Source organism: Novosphingobium sp. Sphag1I (assembly GCF_056279125.1).
The window spans coordinates 14,124-35,111 of the sequence record NZ_JBWBQS010000028.1; the positions used below are offsets into that span (position 1 = coordinate 14,124).

The 20,988-nt window shown below is 61.5% G+C and carries 26 protein-coding genes and 1 riboswitch; of the genes, 6 read left to right on the forward strand and 20 right to left on the reverse strand.

Features of this window, described 5'->3' with window-relative positions:
• Window positions 1-10 precede the first annotated feature (10 nt).
• From ACZ9HU_RS21400 to rplJ, 3 genes are all read right to left on the reverse strand, one after another.
• Window positions 11-505 carry a hypothetical protein gene (locus tag ACZ9HU_RS21400; RefSeq protein ID WP_476107919.1) on the reverse strand — a complete coding sequence of 165 codons (495 nt, stop codon included), beginning with the start codon at window positions 503-505 and terminating at the stop codon, window positions 11-13.
• A 171-nt stretch (window positions 506-676) separates the two neighbouring features.
• Entirely contained in the window at window positions 677-1,054 is a 378-nt protein-coding gene (rplL, locus tag ACZ9HU_RS21405; protein ID WP_168603844.1) for a 50S ribosomal protein L7/L12, read from the reverse strand.
• A 111-nt stretch (window positions 1,055-1,165) separates the two neighbouring features.
• Window positions 1,166-1,681, reverse strand: a complete 516-nt coding sequence (gene rplJ / locus ACZ9HU_RS21410) for a 50S ribosomal protein L10 (protein ID WP_476107920.1) — start codon at window positions 1,679-1,681, stop codon at window positions 1,166-1,168.
• Between the two features lie 409 nt (window positions 1,682-2,090).
• Between rplJ and ACZ9HU_RS21415 the strand changes: the two genes are divergently transcribed.
• Window positions 2,091-2,747, forward strand: a complete 657-nt coding sequence (locus tag ACZ9HU_RS21415; protein WP_476107921.1) for a methyltransferase family protein — start codon at window positions 2,091-2,093, stop codon at window positions 2,745-2,747.
• A 28-nt stretch (window positions 2,748-2,775) separates the two neighbouring features.
• Here ACZ9HU_RS21415 and ACZ9HU_RS21420 read toward each other — a convergent pair whose 3' ends face one another.
• From ACZ9HU_RS21420 to ACZ9HU_RS21485, 14 genes are all read right to left on the reverse strand, one after another.
• A complete protein-coding gene (locus ACZ9HU_RS21420; protein ID WP_476107922.1) occupies window positions 2,776-4,080 on the reverse strand; it encodes a voltage-gated chloride channel family protein in 1,305 nt (434 codons plus the stop codon).
• A 24-nt stretch (window positions 4,081-4,104) separates the two neighbouring features.
• A riboswitch (Fluoride riboswitch) is annotated at window positions 4,105-4,202 on the reverse strand.
• Between the two features lie 66 nt (window positions 4,203-4,268).
• Window positions 4,269-4,697, reverse strand: a complete 429-nt coding sequence (locus ACZ9HU_RS21425; protein WP_476107923.1) for a c-type cytochrome — start codon at window positions 4,695-4,697, stop codon at window positions 4,269-4,271.
• A gap of 5 nt (window positions 4,698-4,702) precedes the next feature.
• Window positions 4,703-6,289 carry a flavin monoamine oxidase family protein gene (locus tag ACZ9HU_RS21430; protein ID WP_476107924.1) on the reverse strand — a complete coding sequence of 529 codons (1,587 nt, stop codon included), beginning with the start codon at window positions 6,287-6,289 and terminating at the stop codon, window positions 4,703-4,705.
• Window positions 6,290-6,301: 12 nt separating this feature from the next.
• Window positions 6,302-7,894: a flavin monoamine oxidase family protein gene (locus tag ACZ9HU_RS21435; protein ID WP_476107925.1), complete on the reverse strand. Its 1,593-nt coding sequence runs from the start codon at window positions 7,892-7,894 to the stop codon at window positions 6,302-6,304.
• Window positions 7,895-7,907: 13 nt separating this feature from the next.
• Window positions 7,908-8,366, reverse strand: a complete 459-nt coding sequence (locus ACZ9HU_RS21440; RefSeq protein ID WP_476107926.1) for a c-type cytochrome — start codon at window positions 8,364-8,366, stop codon at window positions 7,908-7,910.
• 648 nt (window positions 8,367-9,014) lie between these two features.
• Window positions 9,015-9,173, reverse strand: a complete 159-nt coding sequence (locus ACZ9HU_RS21445; RefSeq protein ID WP_476107927.1) for a hypothetical protein — start codon at window positions 9,171-9,173, stop codon at window positions 9,015-9,017.
• Between the two features lie 58 nt (window positions 9,174-9,231).
• A complete protein-coding gene (locus ACZ9HU_RS21450) occupies window positions 9,232-10,089 on the reverse strand; it encodes a copper resistance protein B (protein ID WP_476107928.1) in 858 nt (285 codons plus the stop codon).
• Window positions 10,086-11,753, reverse strand: a complete 1,668-nt coding sequence (locus tag ACZ9HU_RS21455; protein WP_476107929.1) for a multicopper oxidase domain-containing protein — start codon at window positions 11,751-11,753, stop codon at window positions 10,086-10,088. The genes ACZ9HU_RS21450 and ACZ9HU_RS21455 overlap by 4 nt, the downstream gene beginning before the upstream one ends.
• Before the next feature lie 7 nt (window positions 11,754-11,760).
• On the reverse strand, window positions 11,761-11,922 hold the full coding sequence (locus ACZ9HU_RS21460; protein WP_476107930.1) for a hypothetical protein: 162 nt from the start codon (window positions 11,920-11,922) through the stop codon (window positions 11,761-11,763).
• A gap of 22 nt (window positions 11,923-11,944) precedes the next feature.
• Window positions 11,945-12,715: an HvfC/BufC family peptide modification chaperone gene (locus tag ACZ9HU_RS21465; protein ID WP_476107931.1), complete on the reverse strand. Its 771-nt coding sequence runs from the start codon at window positions 12,713-12,715 to the stop codon at window positions 11,945-11,947.
• On the reverse strand, window positions 12,706-13,566 hold the full coding sequence (bufB, locus tag ACZ9HU_RS21470) for an MNIO family bufferin maturase (protein WP_476107932.1): 861 nt from the start codon (window positions 13,564-13,566) through the stop codon (window positions 12,706-12,708). The genes ACZ9HU_RS21465 and bufB overlap by 10 nt, the downstream gene beginning before the upstream one ends.
• A 92-nt stretch (window positions 13,567-13,658) precedes the next feature.
• Window positions 13,659-13,919, reverse strand: coding sequence for a BufA2 family periplasmic bufferin-type metallophore (gene bufA2, locus ACZ9HU_RS21475; protein WP_476107933.1), 261 nt, complete (start codon window positions 13,917-13,919; stop codon window positions 13,659-13,661).
• An 80-nt stretch (window positions 13,920-13,999) separates the two neighbouring features.
• On the reverse strand, window positions 14,000-14,641 hold the full coding sequence (locus ACZ9HU_RS21480) for a DUF1109 domain-containing protein (protein WP_476107934.1): 642 nt from the start codon (window positions 14,639-14,641) through the stop codon (window positions 14,000-14,002).
• Window positions 14,638-15,174, reverse strand: coding sequence for a sigma-70 family RNA polymerase sigma factor (locus ACZ9HU_RS21485; RefSeq protein ID WP_476107935.1), 537 nt, complete (start codon window positions 15,172-15,174; stop codon window positions 14,638-14,640). Before ACZ9HU_RS21485 ends, ACZ9HU_RS21480 begins: the two co-directional genes overlap by 4 nt.
• Window positions 15,175-15,336: 162 nt before the next feature.
• On the opposite strand from ACZ9HU_RS21485, the gene ACZ9HU_RS21490 reads away from it, so the two are divergent.
• Together ACZ9HU_RS21490 and ACZ9HU_RS21495 are read left to right on the forward strand one after the other, a co-directional pair.
• Window positions 15,337-15,612, forward strand: coding sequence for a BufA1 family periplasmic bufferin-type metallophore (locus ACZ9HU_RS21490; protein ID WP_476107942.1), 276 nt, complete (start codon window positions 15,337-15,339; stop codon window positions 15,610-15,612).
• 60 nt (window positions 15,613-15,672) lie between these two features.
• On the forward strand, window positions 15,673-16,107 hold the full coding sequence (locus tag ACZ9HU_RS21495) for a DoxX family protein (protein WP_476107936.1): 435 nt from the start codon (window positions 15,673-15,675) through the stop codon (window positions 16,105-16,107).
• 202 nt (window positions 16,108-16,309) lie between these two features.
• Here ACZ9HU_RS21495 and ACZ9HU_RS21500 read toward each other — a convergent pair whose 3' ends face one another.
• Complete coding sequence (locus tag ACZ9HU_RS21500; protein ID WP_476107937.1) at window positions 16,310-16,741, reverse strand: MarR family winged helix-turn-helix transcriptional regulator; 432 nt, start codon at window positions 16,739-16,741, stop codon at window positions 16,310-16,312.
• Between the two features lie 149 nt (window positions 16,742-16,890).
• Between ACZ9HU_RS21500 and ACZ9HU_RS21505 the strand changes: the two genes are divergently transcribed.
• The 3 genes from ACZ9HU_RS21505 to ACZ9HU_RS21515 all read left to right on the forward strand — a co-directional run bounded on the left by ACZ9HU_RS21505 (window position 16,891) and on the right by ACZ9HU_RS21515 (window position 19,709).
• Complete coding sequence (locus ACZ9HU_RS21505) at window positions 16,891-18,309, forward strand: aldehyde dehydrogenase family protein (protein ID WP_476107938.1); 1,419 nt, start codon at window positions 16,891-16,893, stop codon at window positions 18,307-18,309.
• A 50-nt stretch (window positions 18,310-18,359) separates the two neighbouring features.
• Complete coding sequence (locus tag ACZ9HU_RS21510; RefSeq protein WP_476107939.1) at window positions 18,360-18,500, forward strand: hypothetical protein; 141 nt, start codon at window positions 18,360-18,362, stop codon at window positions 18,498-18,500.
• A 198-nt stretch (window positions 18,501-18,698) separates the two neighbouring features.
• Window positions 18,699-19,709 carry a carbon-nitrogen hydrolase family protein gene (locus tag ACZ9HU_RS21515; RefSeq protein WP_476107940.1) on the forward strand — a complete coding sequence of 337 codons (1,011 nt, stop codon included), beginning with the start codon at window positions 18,699-18,701 and terminating at the stop codon, window positions 19,707-19,709.
• 495 nt (window positions 19,710-20,204) lie between these two features.
• On the opposite strand, the gene ACZ9HU_RS21520 is transcribed toward ACZ9HU_RS21515, so the two are convergent.
• Both ACZ9HU_RS21520 and ACZ9HU_RS21525 read right to left on the reverse strand, forming a co-directional pair.
• Window positions 20,205-20,387 carry a hypothetical protein gene (locus ACZ9HU_RS21520; RefSeq protein WP_476107941.1) on the reverse strand — a complete coding sequence of 61 codons (183 nt, stop codon included), beginning with the start codon at window positions 20,385-20,387 and terminating at the stop codon, window positions 20,205-20,207.
• 174 nt (window positions 20,388-20,561) lie between these two features.
• Window positions 20,562-20,909, reverse strand: a complete 348-nt coding sequence (locus ACZ9HU_RS21525; protein WP_476107943.1) for a zincin-like metallopeptidase domain-containing protein — start codon at window positions 20,907-20,909, stop codon at window positions 20,562-20,564.
• Between the last annotated feature and the right edge of the window lie 79 nt (window positions 20,910-20,988).

The following is a 20,988-nucleotide window of genomic DNA, read 5'->3' on the forward strand; positions in this document are numbered from 1 at the left end:
AGGCCAATTTTCAGTATAGGGTCCAAGACCAGGTGTGAAAGGCCATGCCCCAACGCGGCGGCAATCCAGCCTTGCCGCCAATAAAGCAGCCCCAAACAGAGCCGACCGCCAGATAACGCAAAGAAGCATAGGTTGGGTCATTCAACAGCCAGGGCCAGACATTGAGCGCCTGCGCCGCAATGGAGGCCACAACAAAGCCCATCGTCGGCACGTGGCCAAAGGCCAGCCTTAGCAAAGCGACGATCGCCGTCATGGAAATCAGACGATAGATGATCTCTTCATTCAACGCCTTCACGCACATGGACAGGGTTCTGCCGCTCAGGGGGCTGGTGTAGAAAGCGATATAGGCATCACCAAGATGACTTCTGAACAGAAAGAGGTCCAGTACGCCGACAAAGGTGGTAACCCCCACTATGGCCAGAGCAACAGCGGCAGCAGCAGCCCGGACGTCACGCGGAATGAACGCCAAACCAAGGCTTGCGTGCATTCGCGCGTTTGCGCTCATTAACTCCACAGGCGCCCACCTCTTTCGGCTCTGCTCGGCAAACCGGTCATAAAGACAAGGACTTGACCAATATACCGACGAATGCGCAACCCCCGAAACGCAAAAAGGGCGGCCCCGTGGGAGCCGCCCTCTCTGTTCGGTCGGAAGATCCGACCGACGGACTGTGAAGTCTTACTTGACTTCGACGGTGCCGCCGGCTTCTTCGATCTTCTTCTTGATGTCTTCGGCTTCAGCCTTCGACACGCCTTCCTTGATGGCCTTGGGGGCGCCTTCAACGAGGGCCTTGGCTTCGGTCAGGCCCAGGTTGGTGATGGCGCGGACTTCCTTGATCACCTGGATCTTCTTGCCACCGTCGCCGGTCAGGATGACGTCGAATTCGGTCTTTTCTTCAACCGCAGCAGCAGCTTCGCCACCAGCGGCGGGAGCAGCAACAGCAACAGCGGCAGCAGCCGAAACGCCCCAGGCTTCTTCAAGAGCCTTGGCGAGGTCAGCAGCTTCGAGGACGGTCAGAGCCGACAGTTCTTCAACGAGCTTGGCGATATCAGCCATGATATTTACTCCAATGTTGTTTACCGGGCGGCGGAGGCGCCAAACCCGGAAAAATAGGGTTCAAAAGTCTTACCTGCACCGATTTTCGCGGGCCAAGGCCCACGGCAAATCTTACGCAGCGTCCTTGTCGGCATAGGCCTGGAACACGCGGGCGAGCTTGGCCGCCGGAGCGGTCGAAAGCTGAGCCAGCTTGGTGGCCGGAGCCTGAACAAGGCCGATAAGCTTGGCGCGCAGTTCGTCGATCGAGGGCATCGAGGCCAGAGCCTTGATACCATCAGCGTTCAGAACAACATTACCCAGCGACCCGCCAACGATCTCGATCTTGTCGGTCGTCTTGGCAAAGTCCACCACAGCCTTGGCAGCGGCAACCGGATCGACCGACCACGCAAGCGCGGTGGGGCCGGTCAGCAGATCGCCGATACCTTCGTACGGGGTGTTCTGAGCAGCAAGCTTGGCAAGACGGTTCTTCGCAACCTTGTAGGTCGCGCCAGCTTCACGGACCTTGCCGCGCAGCACAGTCGACTGTGCCACGGTGAGGCCGAGGTTACGGGTGACAACCACCACGCCGACCTCGTTGAAGACCGCAGTGAGCTGGGCGACCGATTCGGCTTTCTGCGAACGATCCATGCCTTACTCCTTCACAAATGGCCCTTTGGCAAAAGCCTCGGGGCCGGCTACTTTGTCCTTGCGAAACACGCCAAGGCGCGGCCCGCAGGGGCGATGAGTCCGTGACAAAGGGAAGGAGTTGCAGCAGGCCGCCCCAAAGGAGCATGGCCAATAAGCCGCGATTGGGGCCAAAAGGCCCAAAATCTCTTTTCCCCGTCTAGGCTGGACATTAAGCAGGGCAAATTCCCCACACCAACTGTCTCGGACGGATGAGCCGACGGGCGAACCCGTCAACTTCCGGGCGGGCCTTTATGCCGATGCCATCACAGAGTCAAGCGCCGCTTTTCCTAGCGACTTATTAACCATCACCACCGTAATCCTGATGGCCTGCGCGGGATGGTCCCGCCCCTTGCGAAAGCCAGAGCCGTCGATGATGAGCGCCACCCTCCCCACACCCAACGATGGCCCGCTCGACCGCGCCTTTGCCCGCGCCAATCCGCGCGTGCTGGACCGGGTGGAACAAGGGCTGATCCTGTTGCTGTGGCTGGCGCTGGTGAACCGCGTGGCCCATTCGCTCAACGGCTATGCGCCGCTGGTGCTGATTTCGGAAACGGCGGTCGTCATCTTCACGCTGATCCGGCGGCCGACGCAAAACATCTCGATGCGGCTTGGCGACTGGCTGCTGGCCATTACGGCCACCGCCGCGCCGCTGCTGATCCAGCCGGGCTTTGACATATTCCCCGCCATCGCGCCCATCGGCATCGCGCTGGTTGTCATCGGCAACCTGTTTCAGGCCATGGCCAAACTCTCGCTGCGTCGCAGCTTTGGCATCGCGCCCGCCAATCGCGGGATCAAGAGCGATGGCCTCTATCGCTTTATCCGCCACCCGATGTACGCCGGATACCTTGCCGTCCATATCGGCATCATGATCCTGATGCCCAGCCCGCTGAACCTGATCCTCTATACGATCGGCTGGTGGGCCCAAATCCTGCGCCTGCGCGCCGAAGAGACCCTCCTCTCGGCAGACCCCGCCTATCAGGCGTTCAAGGACAAGGTACGCTATCGACTGGTGCCGGGTGTGTTTTAAGGGGTTGGCATTTCGGGCCTTGAACGGCCTAATCCCCCTTGGTACGCCGCGCCGCGCGAACGGCTCGAAGTGACTTTCCCTCCTCCACCGCCGGATAAAGCAGTTTTGGGCGCAAAACCCGCTGGGACAGATAGATGCCATTGTGGCCGGAGCAGGCATAGGCCGCAACGCAGGCGATGATCATAGGCAGCATCGGCCCCGGCCCGAACAGCTCCAGCCCCATGATGATACAGGCCAGCGGCGTATTGGCCGCCCCGGCAAAGACCGCGACAAAGCCCAACCCGGCAAATAGATCGACCGGCGCCCTCATCACGCCCGCCAAAGCATTGCCCAGGCCTGCGCCGATGAAGAAAAGCGGCGTCACCTCGCCCCCCTTGAAACCGCTGGACAGGGTGATGACGGTGAACAGGATTTTGAGCGCCCAACTGGCATAATCGACCGGGCCGGTAAAAAAGCCCGCAATGGTGGGTGCCGCCGGATCGGTCGACCACACGCCGAGCCCCAGATAGGCGCGCGTGCCCAGCGCATAGGTCAAAGCAATCACCGCAAGCCCGCCCACAACAGGCCGCGCCGGACCATAGGGGATCAGCCGCTTCAGCCATCCGCCCAGCGTGTGATTGGCCTCGGCAAACAGAATGCTGACCAGCCCGAAAAGCGCCCCCGCCACCGCCGCCTTGATCAGCAGCAGCATGTCCCATCCGTGATGCTTGATGGCATAGGGCGTGTGGTGGATGCCCCACACCTGACAGGCCCAATCGGCCGCATAGCCCGCGATCAGACAGGCCAGAAACCCGCCCAGACGCACCCGCCCGATGGCCAGCACCTCCAGCGCGAAGACCGCCCCGGCCATAGGGGTGCCGAAAACCGCACCAAACCCGGCGGCTATCCCCGCCTTGAGCAGGATCTGAACATCGCCTTCATCCAGCCTTGCCGCGCGGGCCAGGGCGCTGGCTATGCTGCCGCCCAGTTGGACGGCGGTGCCTTCACGCCCCGCCGATCCGCCCAGCAAATGGGTGACCACCGTGCCCAGAAATACAAGCGGCGCCATGCGCAGGGGCACGCCGCCGCCCGGCTCGTGGATTTCATCAAGAATCAGATTGTTGCCCGCCTCAACGCTCTGGCCATAGCGGTGATAGAGCCAGCCGATCCCGGCCCCGCCCACGGGCAGCAGGAACAGCAGCCATGGATGATCGAAGCGCAGGCGCGTGACCGCATCAAGGCTCCACAGAAACGCGGCGCATAAGGAACCTACCAAAGCCGCCATGGCCAGCAGGGCCAAAAGCAAACGCCCCTTCAGCAGCGGAGCGGTCAGAGTTTCAAGGAAAGCGCGCATAATTCCACCTTGTTGCCAGATCAGCGAAAGGTAGGAATCATCAGCCAGACACCCCGAAGTTCACCCAAGGGCCGGGCGGTTCGGCCCATAAGGCCCGGCGGAAATCCATCGCCTTGGGCGCCGCACTGACGCAAATGCGGCCCGCCGTCAAGCCGGGGCATGAGGCAACCGCCCCATGCCCCGCCCGATTAACGCATCGCCTTGACGTCCTCTGCCTTGACCGGGCCTTTGAACTTGTTGCCGAAATGGGTGCGGACGTAATTGACCACATCGGCCACCTGCTGGTCGGTCAGCATGGATCCGATGGCGGGCATGCCGTTCAGCCCCTTGACCACCACCATCGCCGGATAGGCGCCAATGACCAGCTTTTGATTGCCCGCCAACGCAGGATAGCGCCCCGCCCCTTCGGCACCTTTGGCATCGGGCATATGACATGCGGCGCAGACGCGGTTGAAAATCTGCTCGCCCGTCGCCTCGCCCAACATGCGAGCACCGAAGGCAGCATCGCCCGCCGAGGCACCAGCGGCACGGGCAGGCGCCGGAGTCGGTGCCGGATTTTGGGCCGAAGCCACCGAAGCCGCCCCCAACAGGGTCATGCTCAAGATCAGTTTCTTCATCGCCATCACCCCGCCACGACCTTTTGATGCAACCGCGTGATCGCGTCGATGGCCGAGGTGATACCCCCTTCCTGCCAGCCGCCGTAATAGGACGCGTGTTCGCCGGCCAACAGGATGCGGCCATCAAATTTGCACAGGTTGGTGTAATGTTCGGCCCGCGTCTGTTCGGACCACTGGCCAAAACAGCCCAGCGTGAAGGGCACGCGGTGCCATGCCACCGAAATGCCGTTCATGAATTCGGCGCGATATTGCGGGTGGATCTGTTCGCCCCATCCCATCACGCTTTCCACGCGCTGCTGCGGCGTCATCGCGGTCAGTTCATAGCCCGCCGGACCGCCGACATAGCAGCCCAGCAGCACACCCGGCCCCTTGTCGCCATAGCGGGTCGAAGGATAGGAAATCTGGCTGTTGGGCAGGTCGGTATAGGTGATCCCGCCATAGATCTGATCGTCCTGTTCCCAGAAACGGCGCTTGAATTCCAGACCCACCTTGACGCTGGTCGTATAAGGCACAGCGCGGATCGCCGCGTCCAGTTCCGGGCTGACATTCATCTCGATCTGGGCCAGCACCGGCAAAGGAATGGTACAGAGGCAGTAATCCGCCGCAGCCTTCATCACCGCGCCGCTCTTGGTGTCCTTATAGGTGACGGTGACGCCCTTTTCATCCTGATGGATGGCGGTCACCTTGCTGTTCTTGCGCACCATATGACCTACGACGCGTTCATAACCCTTGGCCACCTGCCCCATGCCGCCGACCGGCTGAAAGATCGAGGATTGGTGATCCCATTGCAGATTGCCGCCGATCGAACGCCACAGGCCCGAACGCAGCAGGGTCTGAACATCAATCGGTTCGGACGGTTCGGGCACCGCCGAAAGCCCGCCGCCCGGTTCCTTGTCATAACCGCGCCGTCCGCTGCTGGCCAAACCCTTCACATAGCGCATGTTGCGATCCAGCGCGCCCCATGAACGCAGCGCTTCAAGCAGGATCTCGCCATCTTCCTTGCTGACCGTCTGGGCCAGCGCGCCTGCATTGACCGACTTGGCCAGAAGCTCGGACACATGGCCGTAGAAATCCGCCTGAATATGGCGATAGCGCTGAGGCTTGCCGCCAAACGCCTTCGTATTGTGGACATAGGCGTTGTAGTTGACCTGCATGAACGGTTCGAGCGCGATGCCCAGTTCATGGCAATAATGGATCAGACCATGATGATGCCATGGAATGCGCCACGGACCCGGATTGATGTAATTGCCCGGTGCGAACTGGCACGTCTGCGTCGCGCCGCCCAGTTCAGTATAGGTATCGCCGCCCTGCAACGTCCATGAACGCCCGCCCACGCGGTCGTTATATTCCAGCACCTGCACCTTATACCCTGCGCGCGACAGTTCGAGCGCGGCGGTCATCCCCGCCACACCCGCGCCAAGGATCAGCACGCTGGCACCCTTGCCGCCTTCCAGCTTGGGCGGGCCTTTAAAATTCGAGGCCTTGGCCTGATCCATGCTGGACATGGCCATATACATGGCCGAAGCGCCCGCCGCCGTGCCGATCATCGAGAGCAGATCGCGCTTGGTCATGGGCATAATGGGTTCGTTCATCGCGGGGTTCCCTTATGCGGCCAGAGCGCGCTTGTGCAGGCGCGTGATCGCATCGAGCGAGGAGAGCAGCGCCCCCTCCATCCAGCAGCCGTAGTAAGAGGCATGTTCGCCCGCCAACACGATGCGCCCGTCCATCGAGACGAGGTTCTGGTAATGGGTCGCCCGGCTTTCCTCGGTCCACATGCCGCAACAGCCAAGGATCCACGGCATCCGGCTCCATGCCACCGAGGCGCCGTTCATGAATTCGCGGCGATATTCTTCGGGGTGGAACACGCTGCCCTGCGCCAGCGCGGCCTCGATCCGCTTTTCCGGCGTCATGCCCGCCAACATGTATCCGCCCGCACCATTGGCGAAGGCGCCGAGCAGCACGGCAGGCTTGTCCTTGAAGAAATCGTAATTGGGATAGGAGATGAGCCCGATCGCCTGATCGGTGAAGCTATGCCCGCCATAGATCGAATATTTTTCTTCCCAAAAGCGCGTCTTCATTTCCAGACCGATCTTGACCTGACCGCTATAGGGAACGGCTTTGATCGCGGCCTTTTTGGCGTCGGACACCTGAATGTCCAATTGGGCCAAAATGGTCGCGGGCAGCGTGCAGACCATATAATCAGCCGTCGCGACGCCGGTCTTGCCCGTCACCGTGTCGGTCCAAGTGGCCGCGACGCCCTTGTCATCCTGTTTGATCCCCGTCACCTTGGTGTTCAGGCGCACCAGCTTGGCGATCTGTTTATAGAAACCCTTGCCAATCATATCCATGCCGCCCTTGGGCTGGAACATGGTGGTCTGCATCACATAGTTGAAATAGAAGCTCATCTGGGTCCAGACATGGCTGGACAGGACATCGGACAGGCTGTTGATCTTGGACGGCGTGGGCGCGCCATTGACGCCGCCGCCCGGAGCGCGGTCATAGCCGCGGCGGCTCGACACATTGAGGTTGGTGGTGAATTTGAGATCGCCGTCCAACGCGCCCCATTCACGCAGCGCTGCAATCAGCTTTTCCTTGTCTTCCTTGCTGACCGTGCTGTCCAAGGCGCCTGCGTTCAGCGACTTGCCCAAAAGCTCCGAAACATGGCCGGTGAAGTCCACCGCCAGCTCCTTGTACCGCTGCGGCTTGCCGCCAAAGGCGTCCTTGCGGTGGACCATGGCATTATGGTTGAGCTGGATAAACGGTTCCAGTTCCACCCCAAACGCCTTGCAATAATGGAGCAGCGTGCGGTGGTGATGCGGAATGCGCCACGGGCCGGGGTTGAGGTAATTGCCCGGCTGGAACGCGACATTCTGGGTCGCGCCGCCCACCTCAACGATCTTGTCCCCGCCGCGCACCGAGTAATTGCGGCCACCGGGACGGTCCTGATATTCCAGAACCTGAACCTTGTAACCCGCCTTGGTCAGCTCATAGGCCGCCAGCATGCCCGCAAGACCCGCGCCAAGCACCAGCACGCTGGCCCCGGCGCGCGCGCCCGACAAAGCGGGCGGCCCGGAAAACTGCGTTTCGGCCGCGTGGCCCAGCGCCGTCATCGCCTGATACATGGCAAGGCCGCCGCCCGCACGACCGATCATGGAGAGCAGGTCGCGGCGGGTCTGGGGCGAAAGATCACTGATCATCTTCAAGTCCTTCTTATTGGCCACAGGCGTTAAGGCAGTCGCGCTTGGGCGCAGGGCCGGTGGCCACACGCTTCACATCGGCAACCGTGACAATGTCATGGTAATCGTTGAAATGGCCGCGCACGTAATTGACGACGGCCGCCATCTGTTCAGGCGTCAGGATTTCGGTGAACCACGGCATCCCGCCGCGACCTTTGAGCAGCAGCGTGATCGGATAATCCTTGTCCGCCAGCTTTGCATTGCCCGCCAGCGCCGGAATGACCGCCCCCGCGCCGCCGCCGCCCTTGGCATCCGCCATGTGGCACGCCTGACAGATTTCCTCGTAAACCTGCTTGCCCTCGGCGGAAATCTGCACATTTGTCGTGCCGCCCGCCGTATCCTGCGCCGTTGCCGGGGCAAAGCCCGCCACGCCCAACGGCAAACATGCCGACAGCGCCAGCGCCCAGCGCCGCTTTCTCTTAAAAATCCCCATTACCGCGCTTTCATCCCTCGCGGACCACGCCGCTATTTCATGTTTCCATGCGCCCACAGGTTGAATGTGACAGTTTCCGCGCGCGGCAATATGGCGCAAATGGCGTATGGCGGGCGTGATGGGGAATGTGGTGAAGCAATAGGCCCGGTGGTGGGTAATCCATGGCGTCGGGGTTGTTTTGTTGCCGGGAATTTGCCTCCGGCGGGCAAAGGGCGGGGCCCTTTGCAATCCCGATACTGTCGGCGTTGTGTCTCATGGAATGGGCCGTATTTAGGCGCAACGTCGTGCAGGGCAATTAAGCCGCTTCGCGGGAAAAAAAGGTATTGTCTGGAAACGCCCCACTTGCGGAAATACTTGCTTTGAAGTAAATTTGATTTCAGGTTTTTACTATGGATAAAAAGCGCAGATGAAAATCCCGCGATGGTATCTGTGGCAGTTTTTGGTGTGGCTCGTTACTGGCCTACCATTCCAATGGTTCTTTACGGCTTTCAACGGCCTCTCATTTTTTTCATTGCCCGATTCGCCAGGGCCTGATGGCCCGCCGCTGTCGGCTTGGGTTCTTGTGATGATCCTTCTCTATCATCCAATCCTGACCGCTCCCATTGCGGTTTGGTCTACAGTGTCTCGGCGCAATCTGCTCGAACGCGACTAATCGCGCCCGCAGCAAGGGTCGCGCTGAAGCCCGAATGATGGAACGGCAGCTTCCCAGCATTTCCGGCCATAGCCATACCACGCCGCGAAGCGGCCTTCAAACCCGCCACCCTCACGCCCAACCACATCACCGCCGATCAAACCCAACGAAGACATTAAAGGGATTGCAAAGGGCCCCCGCCCTTTGCCCGCCGGAGGCAAAACTTCCGCAACATTACAACCAGAGCTTCACCCCCAACACCACGCCCACGGACGATGCGGCCTTGCCTTCGGCCCGCGCATATTCAGCGGTCCGGCCAAGGGAGGAGGTCCAGAGCACCCCGACATAGGGCGCGAACTGGCGCTTGAATTCATAGCGCAGTCGGGCGCCCAGTTCGATGCTGGTCAATCCGCTGCCCAGTTCCCGGTCGGGCTGGTTCTGCACCGAAAAATTCACCTCGCCGCGCGGTTGCAGGACCAGACGGCGGGTGATGCGTTCATCGACGGCGGCCTCGAAACGGGCGGTGACCTCGCCGCGCTGGGACACGAAGACGGCGCCCTGAATGTCAAAGCGATAGGGCGAGAGGCCGTCGATGGCCAGCATCGCATGGGTGCGCTGGGGTCCGGGTCCGAAATCCTGACGCAGACCGCCGCGCAGGTTCCACCATGGGCCAAGCGCATGGGCATAGAGGGCCTGCACTTCGCCCTCTTTGAAGCGGCCTTTTTCGCCGCCTTTGTCAAAATCGCCTTCGCCGCGGGTGGCAAGGACGAAGCGGTTGATGTTGCCGGTCCACGCCTCGCCTTCAAAGTGATAGCCCTGCTCCGCTCCGCCAAGGCGCACTTCGGCAATGTCGGCGCGGAACTGGCTGTAATTGCGGCTGCCGTGACCGGCCATCATCGCGGCTTCGGCGCGGGCCATGGCGGCCGGGTCGTAATAACGGTCGGCAAGGCGGTCGTGGACGGGTTCGGGCGCGGGGGCGCTGCCGGGGCTTTGATCGGTGCCGGTTTCCTGCGGCGGGGCGGTGGTTTCCTGAGCGTGCAGGGCCGTGGTTGACAGCGCAAGGGCCAGAGCAAAAGCGTAACGCATCATCATGCCCCCCGCACCTTGACCACGCGCATCATGCCCATCGCCATATGCAGGAACAGATGGCAATGCATCGGCCAGTCGCCTTCGATGGCGGTCACATCGAAACTCACTTTTCCTCCGGGCATGACGGTGACGGTATGTTTGCGCGGCGACCGGTCGCCATGCCCCGTGGCCAGTTCAAAAAAGTGCCCATGCAGATGGATCGGATGCGCCATCATCGTGTCATTGATCAATGTGATGCGCAGGCGTTCGCCCGTCGTCATGGTGACGGGGTGGTGCGACTCGCTCATCATCACGCCGTCAAAGGACCAGAGATAGCGGTCCATCGATCCGGTCAGATGCATCTCGATCTCGCGCCCGGCGGCGCGCGTGTCAGGGTTCTGCGTCGCGGAAACCAGATCGCGATAGGTCAGGACGCGGTGATCCACCTTGTCCAGCCCCAGCCCCCTGTCCCCGGTGCGGTCCACCGGCATGGGGGCGATCATGTCCACCCCCGGCCCCAGTTTGACGTCGGGCGCGTTGGCCTGGCTGCGCATGGACATGTCCATGCCGCCCCCACCATGCGACATATCCATATCCATGCCCATATCGCGCATGGTCAAACGCACCGGCGCGCGCAGCGGTGGCACCGGTGCGGTCAGGCCGGGGCGCGGGGTCAACGTGGCGCGCGCCATGCCGGACCGATCCATGGCCTCGGCCACGACGGTATAGGCACGGTCCTGCGGCGTGATGAGCACGTCATAGGTTTCGCCCGGCCCCATCTGGAATTCATCCACCTCGACCGGGACCACGGCCTGGCCATCGGCGGCAATCACCCGCATGGCCAGATCGGGGATGCGGACGTTGAAGAATGTCATGCTGCCCGCGTTGATAAAGCGCAGGCGCGTGGCCGCGCCGGGGGTGATGGGCGCGGTGAAATTGTCGCCCACCCCGCGCCCGTTGATCAGATAGCGGAAGACCTTGCCCGTGACGTCGGAAATATCGGCCGGATCCATCCGCATCTGGGCAAATTCCAGACGGGTTTTCAGCGGCTGATCCTTGCCCGCAATCAGTCCCGCCAGCGTCTGGGGATAGCGCGCATAATGGCCCGCATCGACCTTGAGATTGCGCAGGATGCTGGCCGGGTGGACAAAGCTGTGGTCGGACAGGACCATGACGTGATCATGCGCAGGGGGCGCGGGATCGGCGACCGCCGGTTCGATCACGATTGAACCATAACAGCCCATCATTTCCTGAAGCCCCGAATGGCTGTGATACCAATAGGTGCCGTTCTGATGGATCGTGAATTCATAGGTAAAGCGGCCAAAGGCCGGGATGCCCGGAAAGGACACGCCCGGCACGCCATCCATCTGAAACGGCAATTCCAGCCCGTGCCAGTGCAGCGAGCTTTCCTCGGCCAGATCGTTGATGACGGTCAGGCGCAGCTTTTGCCCCTCGCGCAGGCGCAGCGTCGGGCCGGGAACGCCGCCGTTGATCGCCACCGCGCGGGCCGGGCGGCCATCGATCCTGATCGTGGTGGCGCCGATATGCAGGGTGATGTCCTCACCCGACAATTCGCGCGATCCGGGCAAAGTGGCGGCCTGTACTTCGGGCACAGCGGCCGCGGACAACATCGCCAGCGCGGCGGTGCCCTGCAACAGATGTCGGCGGTCAATCATGGGAAAGGACATGCGCGGATCATTCCTGCGGAAAAGGTGTTCGCCATTCATACGCTGGGCAAAGCATAACCCCTCGCATGGGGTGAAAAATATTCATGGCCACGACATTTTTGGCAGAAACGACCGAAACACCCCCGTTCAGCAGCGTTTCAACCGGCAGTCCACGCATTGAGATCGCCATCACGCATGACGAGGCGGGCAAGTCACGGCAATGGTCGCATGAGAACGGGCGCTTCAACGATCAAACCATCCCCGATCCAGCGCGCCAACCATTGCCCGATGACGGTGATGCCGTTTTCCATGCCCCATCGATCAACCGCCCGTTCGCAAATTTGCCCGAACAGGGCCGGAGCACCGATCAGCATAGCCAGTATGTCGCCCTCGCCCGCCTCAAGCCTGCGCAAGCGGCAAATGCCATCACGCCGCCAGACCAGCACGGCGCCCGGCATCGCTTGCTCCTCAGCGGCGAGAGGCTCCCGCCCTTCGGCCAGCGCCATCCAGATTTCCGCGGCATTGGTGTTTTGCGTCAGGATGGTCAGCGCCGGGATGGCTTGCAACCTTGCCGCGTCCCAATCCATGTCTGCCATCTGCGCGGGGGTCATGACCGCCGCATCCGTCGCCACAAAGGCCCGCGAGAGCGCCAGTTCGATCCGCGCCAATTCGCCAATCTCGCGGTCATCGCGATATTCCGCCATCAGGCTGACGGGCAGGCCATCGGCATAATCATCCAGCGTCCAGCTGTGCGGGGGCATGCGGTCAATATGGCGGGCGGCAGCGGCCCGGAAATCCGCTTCGCCCAACCATGCCATGGTTTGCGGATAGGTTTGCGCCAGACATTCCATCAGGCTGGCACGGTAATTGTTCTGGTAAACCGCCAACCCTTGCGCGCGGCAAAGAGGCAGGCTTTGCGCCGCATCCTCATCCCCGCTGACCAACCAGCCCAGAAAATCCTTCTGCAGGGCGCTCAGACGCATTGGGCAATTTCCTCGGCGGCGATGGCTCGCGCCACGTCCAGTTCGGCCAGCAATTCGGGTAGAGGCGGGATATTGTCGTCCCGCTCGATCATCACCGCGGCATGGGGCGCCCGCGCCAAGGCCATGCGCAGCAGCGCCCAGACCGGATCGGGCACGGGCTGATCATGGGTGTCGATCAACCCGTGGCGCCCCTGCGTATGCCCGGCCAGATGGATCTGTTCGACCGCCGAAAAAGGCATGGCGGCCAGATAGTCGGCGGCGGAAAATCCGTGATTCACCGCGCTGACATGGATATTGTTGACGTCCAGCAACAGGCCGCATCCGCTGCGCGCCACGACGGCGGCAAGGAAGTCCCACTCGCTCATCGCATCATGGGAAAAGGCGATATAGCTCGACGGATTCTCGATCAGCATCCGGCGGCCCAGCGCATCCTGCGCCCGCCCGATATTGGCGCAGACCACATCCAGCGCCTCGGCGGTGTAGGGCAAGGGCAACAAGTCGTGGGAATTATGCGCGCCATAGCGCGTCCAGCACAGGTGATCCGAGACGATGCAAGGCTCGATCTCATCGACCAGCGCCCGCAACCGCGCCAGATAATCGCCGCGCAGCCCGTCCGCCGATCCGACCGACATGGACACGCCATGCAGCGCGACCGGATAATCGGTCCGCACCCGGCGCAGGATGTCGCGCGGACGGCCCCCGGCCACCATGAAATTTTCCGAAATGACCTCGACAAAATCGACCGGCACGCCGCCTGTCAGAAAATCGTGATAATGCGGGCGGCGCAGGCCTAATCCGAAACCGGGGCCGAAACGGGGGCCAAAACCGGGTACCGGCGCAAGGCTGGGCATGAGAAACATCCTGATCCGAAAGGGAAGTGCGGCCTGTCGCAAATCGTCCGGCAAGGATTTTCGCGACAGGCCGAAGGGCTTTGGTTTCCGCCTTACTTGGGCGCGGTCAGGCTGCCGCCGGCCTTCACGCAGGCGGATTTGGTCATGTGCTTGAAGCCCTGCCCCTTACAGTCATTCTGGCCCTTGCAATCATGGTTGCCGCTCTTGCAGTCCGAGGTTCCCTTGCAGGAATTGACGCCGTAACAGGCCACCTGCGCACCATGCGCGGCAAAGGCGGGGGCGGCGGCAACCGCGCTCATCGCGATGACAGCGGCGGCGGCGGCAAAGCTGATCTGGCGGGTGGTGGTGTTCATGGCATGTCTCCGATAGGTTCTGCCGGAATGGCAAAGGCTATTCGGGCCACCCAGGGTTCCGGTTACACGCCCGGCACAAATTACCAGCGCAACAGACGCGGCCCCAACAGCGCCCCTGCCAACGCCGCCGCCGCCATGCCCAGCGTATACCATGTCAGCACAAAGATCGCCGCGCTTTCGGGACAATGGAGGCAATAGAGCGTCGCCCCCCAAGCCCCCGCCGTCAGCCCCGCCGTCGCCCCCGCCAGCCGCAGGCGCGTGGGCGCAAGCCGCCGGAACGACCACAAGAGCCCGCCAAAAATGGGCAGCGAGAGCAGAAACACATTGGTCGAGCAGACCTTCCAGCTCATCCCCAACCACATGGCCAGCCATTGCGACGATGGCACCGAGGCCAATTCCTGCACGCTGATCACGACCAGCCCCAGCACCGGCAAACAGGCCAGCCACAGCCACCCCGCCGCCCCCGCATCGGGTCGGGCCAGACGCAAGGTGGCCACAGTGGCGCAAAGCGCGAGGCTGCCGGTATAAAACCATTTGATCCAGAACATGCCCCCATGCATGGCAATCCAGAGGTCGGCGCGAAAGCCAAGCCCCAGCCCCACCGCGATCAGCGTGACCACCGCGCCCGGCGCCAACCCGCCGATAACGCGCCGCAACAGGCTGTAGCGCGGCACAGGCGACACATCGGCGGCCAGTGTGGAAATGAGATCCTCGGTCTTCATAGCAAACTGTCCTTGACCCGCTGCGCCAGAGCTTTCAGCCCGCGATGCACGGAAACCTTGATGTCGGATTCGCCCAGATTGAGGTGCGACGCGGCCTCGGCGGTGGAAAGTCCGTCGATCCGCGTGGCCCGGATCGCGGCGGCCTGTTTGGGGGGAATTGTTTCCAGCAAACGTTCAACATCGGCGGCCGCATCGCTGGCCTCGGCAAATCCTTCGGCGGCCAGAATATCTTCCAGCCCTTCGATGGCGCAGGTGCGCCCGCCCTGACGGAAATGATCAATCATCTTGTAGCGCGCCACGGCAAAGAGCCAGCTGGTGAAAGGCCGCGCCACATCATAGGTCGCGCGGCGGGTATGTACCGCGATCAGCGTCTCCTGCAACAGATCCTCGATCTCCTCCTGCGCGCCCATACGGCGGCGGTAAAAGCCGCGCAAAATCGGCACCAGCGCACGAAGCAATTGGCCATGGGCGGCGCCGTCACCGGCAAGGCCCATCACCATCCATTGTTTCAGCGCCTCTTCACCCGGTTGCATAGAGCCTCCCCAAGGGGCCATTCGGCGGCGACAACCATCCGGTTACACCATGGCGCGGGGGCATGCGAAAATATTCCATCTGTAACCGGGCGCATGATCGCCACGAATAGCGGGGCATGGTTCCGGGCGCTGATTGCCCGATCCGTTATGAAAGGACACATCATGCCCAGCCATTCCACCACGGCCGCCTCGCTCGCCGCTACGCTCGCAATCGCTCTGACCGCCGCGACGGCGCATGCCGCCGACATGCCCAAGACCGAGAAATGTTATGGCGTTGCCAAGGCGGGCAAGAATGATTGCAAAGCCGGCGCGGGCACAAGCTGCGCTGGCACATCCAAAACCGATTATCAGGGCAATGCGTGGAAGCTGGTCAAGGCAGGCACATGCACCAGCATCACAACGCCCAAAGGCAACGGCTCGCTGACCCCCAAGGCATAATGCCGCCTGCGGTCCGCCCCGCCTTGAACGGAGCGGGCCGCAGCGATCGGAGGATACCCCATGAAAGCTCTATGGACGCTTCCCGCCCTGCCCCAACCGCTGACCGATGATCTGCTGCTGTTGTTGATGCGGCTGGGGATTGCGCCGGTCTTTTTCCTGTCGGGCCGGACAAAGGTCGAGGGATGGTTCACCCTGACCGATGCCACGTTCGACCTGTTCCGCACGGAATATGCCCTACCGCTCGTCCCGCCGGTTCTGGCCGCATGGATGGCCACCATTGCCGAGCATGTCTTCTCGACCATGCTGGTGCTGGGATTGGGCACGCGGATCGCGGCGGCAGGGTTGCTGGGCATGACCGCCGTCATCGAGATTTTCGTCTATCCCGATGCATGGCCCACGCATCTTGGCTGGGCCGCTCTTTTGGTGCCGCTGATGCTCTGCGGGGGTGGGCGTTTCGCGCTCGATCGGCGCTTTATTCGGTCGGTTTCAAGATGACTTCAGGCGCTGTCGCGACACGAATAATGGGGTCGCGCCCCCTTCCGCCTTTGCGCTCAGCCTGTTGGTCATTGTGGCCGGGGGGGGGCTGTTGAAGGTGACGGCGGCATCGGCTCGTTTCTAAGCGACTCGATGCTGGGGCGGGCCTGTGCCTGCTGTGGGTCTTGGCCTTGGCGCAATTCGGCCAAAGGGCGACAAGGAATCAGAGCGCCCCCCTGCCCGCCTGAGCCACCAGAAGCCGGATTGTCGCAAGCAGTTCGCCCTGTGCCTGCGGGCAGAGAGAGGCCAGCATTTCCTCATCCGCTCTGCGCAGCGCAGCGACCATCCGGTCCAGCCCATCGCGCCCTTTCAACGTCAGTGTCAAGGCATGGGCACGCGGATCGTTCGCCTGCTCACGCGAGACCAGTCCAAGGGCTTCGAGCGTATTGACCATCTTCATCGCACTGGCCCGATTGATGGAAAGCGCGTCGGCCAGCGCCGTTTGCGTACAGCCCGTTTGCGCGGCAATGACCAGCAATGCGGTAACCCGCGCAGGCGTCATGCCAAAGGCGTCCAGCGCCTGCCGGGCACGGCGGTCCGCCTCCAGATGCAGCAGGCGAAGTTGATAGCCGAATGAATTTTCCAGATCCTGCATCCTGCTCCCGGCCTTTACGCGTCAGAGCGCAATTATTGGACCAAGATCACCCATTGCGCCAATTGTATCCATAGCATACATTAACCCGGTCAACCGCACAATCGTCCCACGCGGGGTGCAGAATCAAAAAGCGGGCAATGGAGAGACCCATGGACAAAACTTTCAACCTTTTGATCAACGGCCGACAAGTCGCGGGCGCCACCACATTCGACGTCCTCAATCCCGCCACCGAGGAAGTGGTCGCCGCCTGTCCCAAGGCCAACCGTGCCCAGCTTGATGAGGCCGTGGCCGCGGCAAAGGCCGCCTTTCCGGCATGGTCGGCGCTCAGCTATGAGGACCGCGCGGCCTATGTTGTGCGGCTTGCCGATGCGCTGATGGAACGTAAGGATGAATTTGCCCGCCTGCTGACCGCCGAACAGGGCAAGCCGATCAATCAGGCCGAATATGAAATCATCGGCTCGACCTTTGTGCTGCGCGCCTTTGCCGAAATGCGCGCGCCCGAAAAGGTCCTGCGTCAGGACGGCGGCAATACCGTGATCGAGCATCGCACCCCTCTGGGCGTGGTGGCCTCGATCACCCCGTGGAATTTCCCCGTCATCCTGCTGATGAACAAGCTGGGCCCCTGTCTGGTCACGGGCAATTGCATGGTGGCCAAGCCCGCGCCGACCACGCCGCTGACCACGCTGCTGTTTGCTGAACTGGCCGGGGAAATTCTGCCCGCCGGTGTGTTCAACGTGATCTGCGACCAGAACGAACTGGGCGGCGCGCTGACCTCGCATCCTGATATTGCCAAGGTCGCCTTTACCGGATCGACCGGTACCGGCAGCAAGGTCATGGCATCGGCCGCCGATGGCATCAAGCGGGTAACGCTGGAACTGGGCGGCAATGATGCGGCCATCGTGATGGGCGATGTGCCGCCCGATGTCGCCGCCGCCAAGGTGTTTCAGGGCGCCATGACCAACGCAGGCCAGATCTGCGTGGCGATCAAGCGGGCCTATGTCCATGAATCGATCTATGAGGAATTCTGCGCCGCCATCGCCAAACTGGCCCAGGCCGCCGTGGTCGATGACGGCACCAAGCAGGGCGTGACCATCGGGCCGGTCCAGAACCGGATGCAGTATGAAAAGGTCAAGGGCCTGCTGGAGGATGCCGTTGCGCAGGGGCGCGTTCTGGCGGGCGGCCAATTGCCCGAACGCCCCGGCTATTTCATCCCGCCCACGATCATTGCCGATTTGCCCGATGACGCCCCGCTGGTGCGCGAGGAACAATTCGGGCCGGTGTTGCCCGTGCTCAAGTTTTCGGAAGTGGACGACGTGGTCGCCCGCGCCAACGACTCCGAATACGGCCTTGCGGGCACGGTGTGGAGCCGCGACACGCAGGCCGCGATGGACATTGCCCGCCGGGTCGATGCAGGCACGGTCTGGGTGAACCAGCATCTGGCCATTGACGCCACGTTGCCCTTCCGCGGTTCCAAGAAATCAGGTCTTGGCGCCGAGCTGGGTCAGGCGGGGCTGCATGAATATACGCAGGCCCATATCATCAATGCGGTCGAACTGGCGCTCGACTGACACAGGTGGATCAACCGCCGGGCGTTCTGACGGTCTTGCGCAAAAAGGCAATGGACCGCAGAACGCCCGCATCGGAAATGCCCCCCGCCTGTGCGATGGCCGATTTTTATATGGGCAATGCCGAATTGGGCGACCCACACTGTGCGGATCGCGCACCTGTGACACAGGGCGCGATCTCTGGGTTGAATTGAGGCGAGAAAGCGACGGAAAATTGATCGCCGCCGCCTTTTCCCTACGCCGCGCACGTTCCATATCGCCAGAAACGTCGCCGCAAGGTTCAGATCGAGGCGGGCAATATCGCTCAAACCGATAATCTTTTTCATGAAATGCGTTTTGCCCGATGAAGGGACTTTGCGTCAAACTGTGCCTGACATTGCAAAGGATCTTTTATGCGCCAGCATCGCGTCGCCGTCGTTCAGGCCGGAAGCCAGTTGTTCAACACCCCGCGCACGCTGGAGCGGATGGCCGCCCATTGCGCGGCGGTAAAACAAGAGGGCGCGCAACTGGCCGTGTTCCCGGAGGCCTATATTGGCGGCTATCCCAAGGGGCTGGATTTTGGCGCCCGGATCGGCACACGCACGCCCGAGGGTCGCGAGGACTATTTGCGCTATTGGCGCGCCGCAATCGAGGTTGATGGCCCCGAATGCCGGACAATAGGTGGTTTTGCCGCCGAGATGAAAGCGCATATGGTCGTTGGCGTCATCGAGCGGGATGGCACCACACTCTATTGCTCCACGCTGTTCTTCGCCCCCGATGGCGCGCTGGTCGGCAAACACCGCAAGCTGATGCCCACGGCCAGCGAGCGTCTCGTCTGGGCGCAGGGGGATGGATCGACCCTGCCCGTGATCGAAACGCCTATGGGCAAAGTGGGATCGGCCATCTGCTGGGAAAACTACATGCCGTTACTGCGTCAGGCGATGTATGATAAGGGCGTTGATCTGTGGTGCGCACCCACGGTCGATGAACGCGAAATCTGGCAAAGTTCGATGCGGCATATTGCCTATGAGGGCCGGATGTTCGTGCTGAGCGCATGCCAATACATGACCCGCGCCGATGCGCCCGATGATTATGCCGCCTTTGCAAACGCGTCACTGACGGATGAACTGATCAAGGGGGGCAGCGTCATAGTCAGCCCGATGGGCGAGATCTTGGCAGGCCCTTTGCGCGGACAAGAAGGAGTTCTGGCCGCAACGATCGACTTGGATGACATTGTGCGTGCGCGCTATGACCTTGATGTGGCAGGCCACTACGCAAGGCCGGACGTGTTTTCATTGCATGTGGATACTACCGCCAGAACCCCTCAGTTAATCCTTTCGGAAATTCAGGAACAATCTGGCGACCCAAGCGGGGTCTCTGGGCAAAGAAAAACCCCTAAGCAAAAGGCTTTGGGGGCCTTCTGATTGGTAGGGAGGAGGGACTGGAATCAGGGCATTGAAATAATTGATATTTTTCTTGAAATCCAGTTCGGACCTTAGTCGAGGCCCCGAAAATTCTGGCCTGAAAAAGCACTCGAACCGCCGCCATTCAGCGCGGTGAGGTAACGAACCGTCAGTACAATTGATGTCTGCCACGTTGTGGCGCAGAGGTCAAATGAAGTCGCGCCGTCATTTCGGCGCCGACCTCATTCAGTGACAGTTAGGGCGGCTCTTTCACCGTGTCAGGGGTCGCCAGTTGGCGCAGATCTTGTCCGGGACCAACCCCAAGCGTTCACGCGTGAACGGCGAGCAGCGACTTCAGGTTGTCAGCTTTGATCCGCGTGCTGCCTTTTTGGAAGGCCGAGGGCTGCTTCACCGAGATGATGACCTATCGGACGCGGTAGTTCATGCAGGTGAGCGATGCCCAAGAAATCTTGGCGAATCTGGCGGGGAAAATTGGCTAGGACGACCAGATACCGATCACCACTGGCCGCCTGCCTTGGCGATTTCGTCCAGGAGAACTTGCTTGGAAGGCGTGCGCCGCGTGCCCTCGTTACGGGGCACATCGACCGAACCCACGACAAGGCGTCGCTCGGCAATGCGCTTGCCAAGCATAGCGAGGCTGGTCGCCTCACGCTTCGTCTTCAAGGTCTTGAACGCCATAGGTCTGAGCCGTTTTTCGCGAATCCTCCACTCGATATAATGGAGATCAAGGCCTTCAGAAAGAAGGAATAATGCTTTGGCCTATCCAAGAGTGTCATGGGCGCCCCCGAAACATAGCTGCGGGATCACATGAAATGGTCCCCCCGGTTCCGGGGCGACCTCATCCATCGCCAGTTATGCTGCCGCCCTCACCTTATCCGGATTGGCCAGTTTGTGCAGATAGGCAACGGCCCTCTCGGCGTGGGCTGCGGCCTGCACGATGGCGCGGGTGTCGTTTTGCAGCACCTTGATCCAGCTCGCGATGTAACTGGCATGGTCCGGGCGAGGCTCGATGGCCAACCCAAGATCGGCGGCAAGGAACGCCGCGCCTAATTCCGCCACTAACTCCTCACGGGCATACCCTTCATCACCCCATTTCTCGCGCCCGAATGAACGATCAAGGCGGCTTTCATGACGAGTCCAATGGACGGTCTCATGGCCCCTCGTCGCATAATAACTATGGGCACTGGACTTGTAACGGATTTGTGCCGGTCACCTGAGCGTTTTATGCTCGCAACAGGAGACCGACGAGATGATGAAGCATAGTGAAGATTTTAAGCGA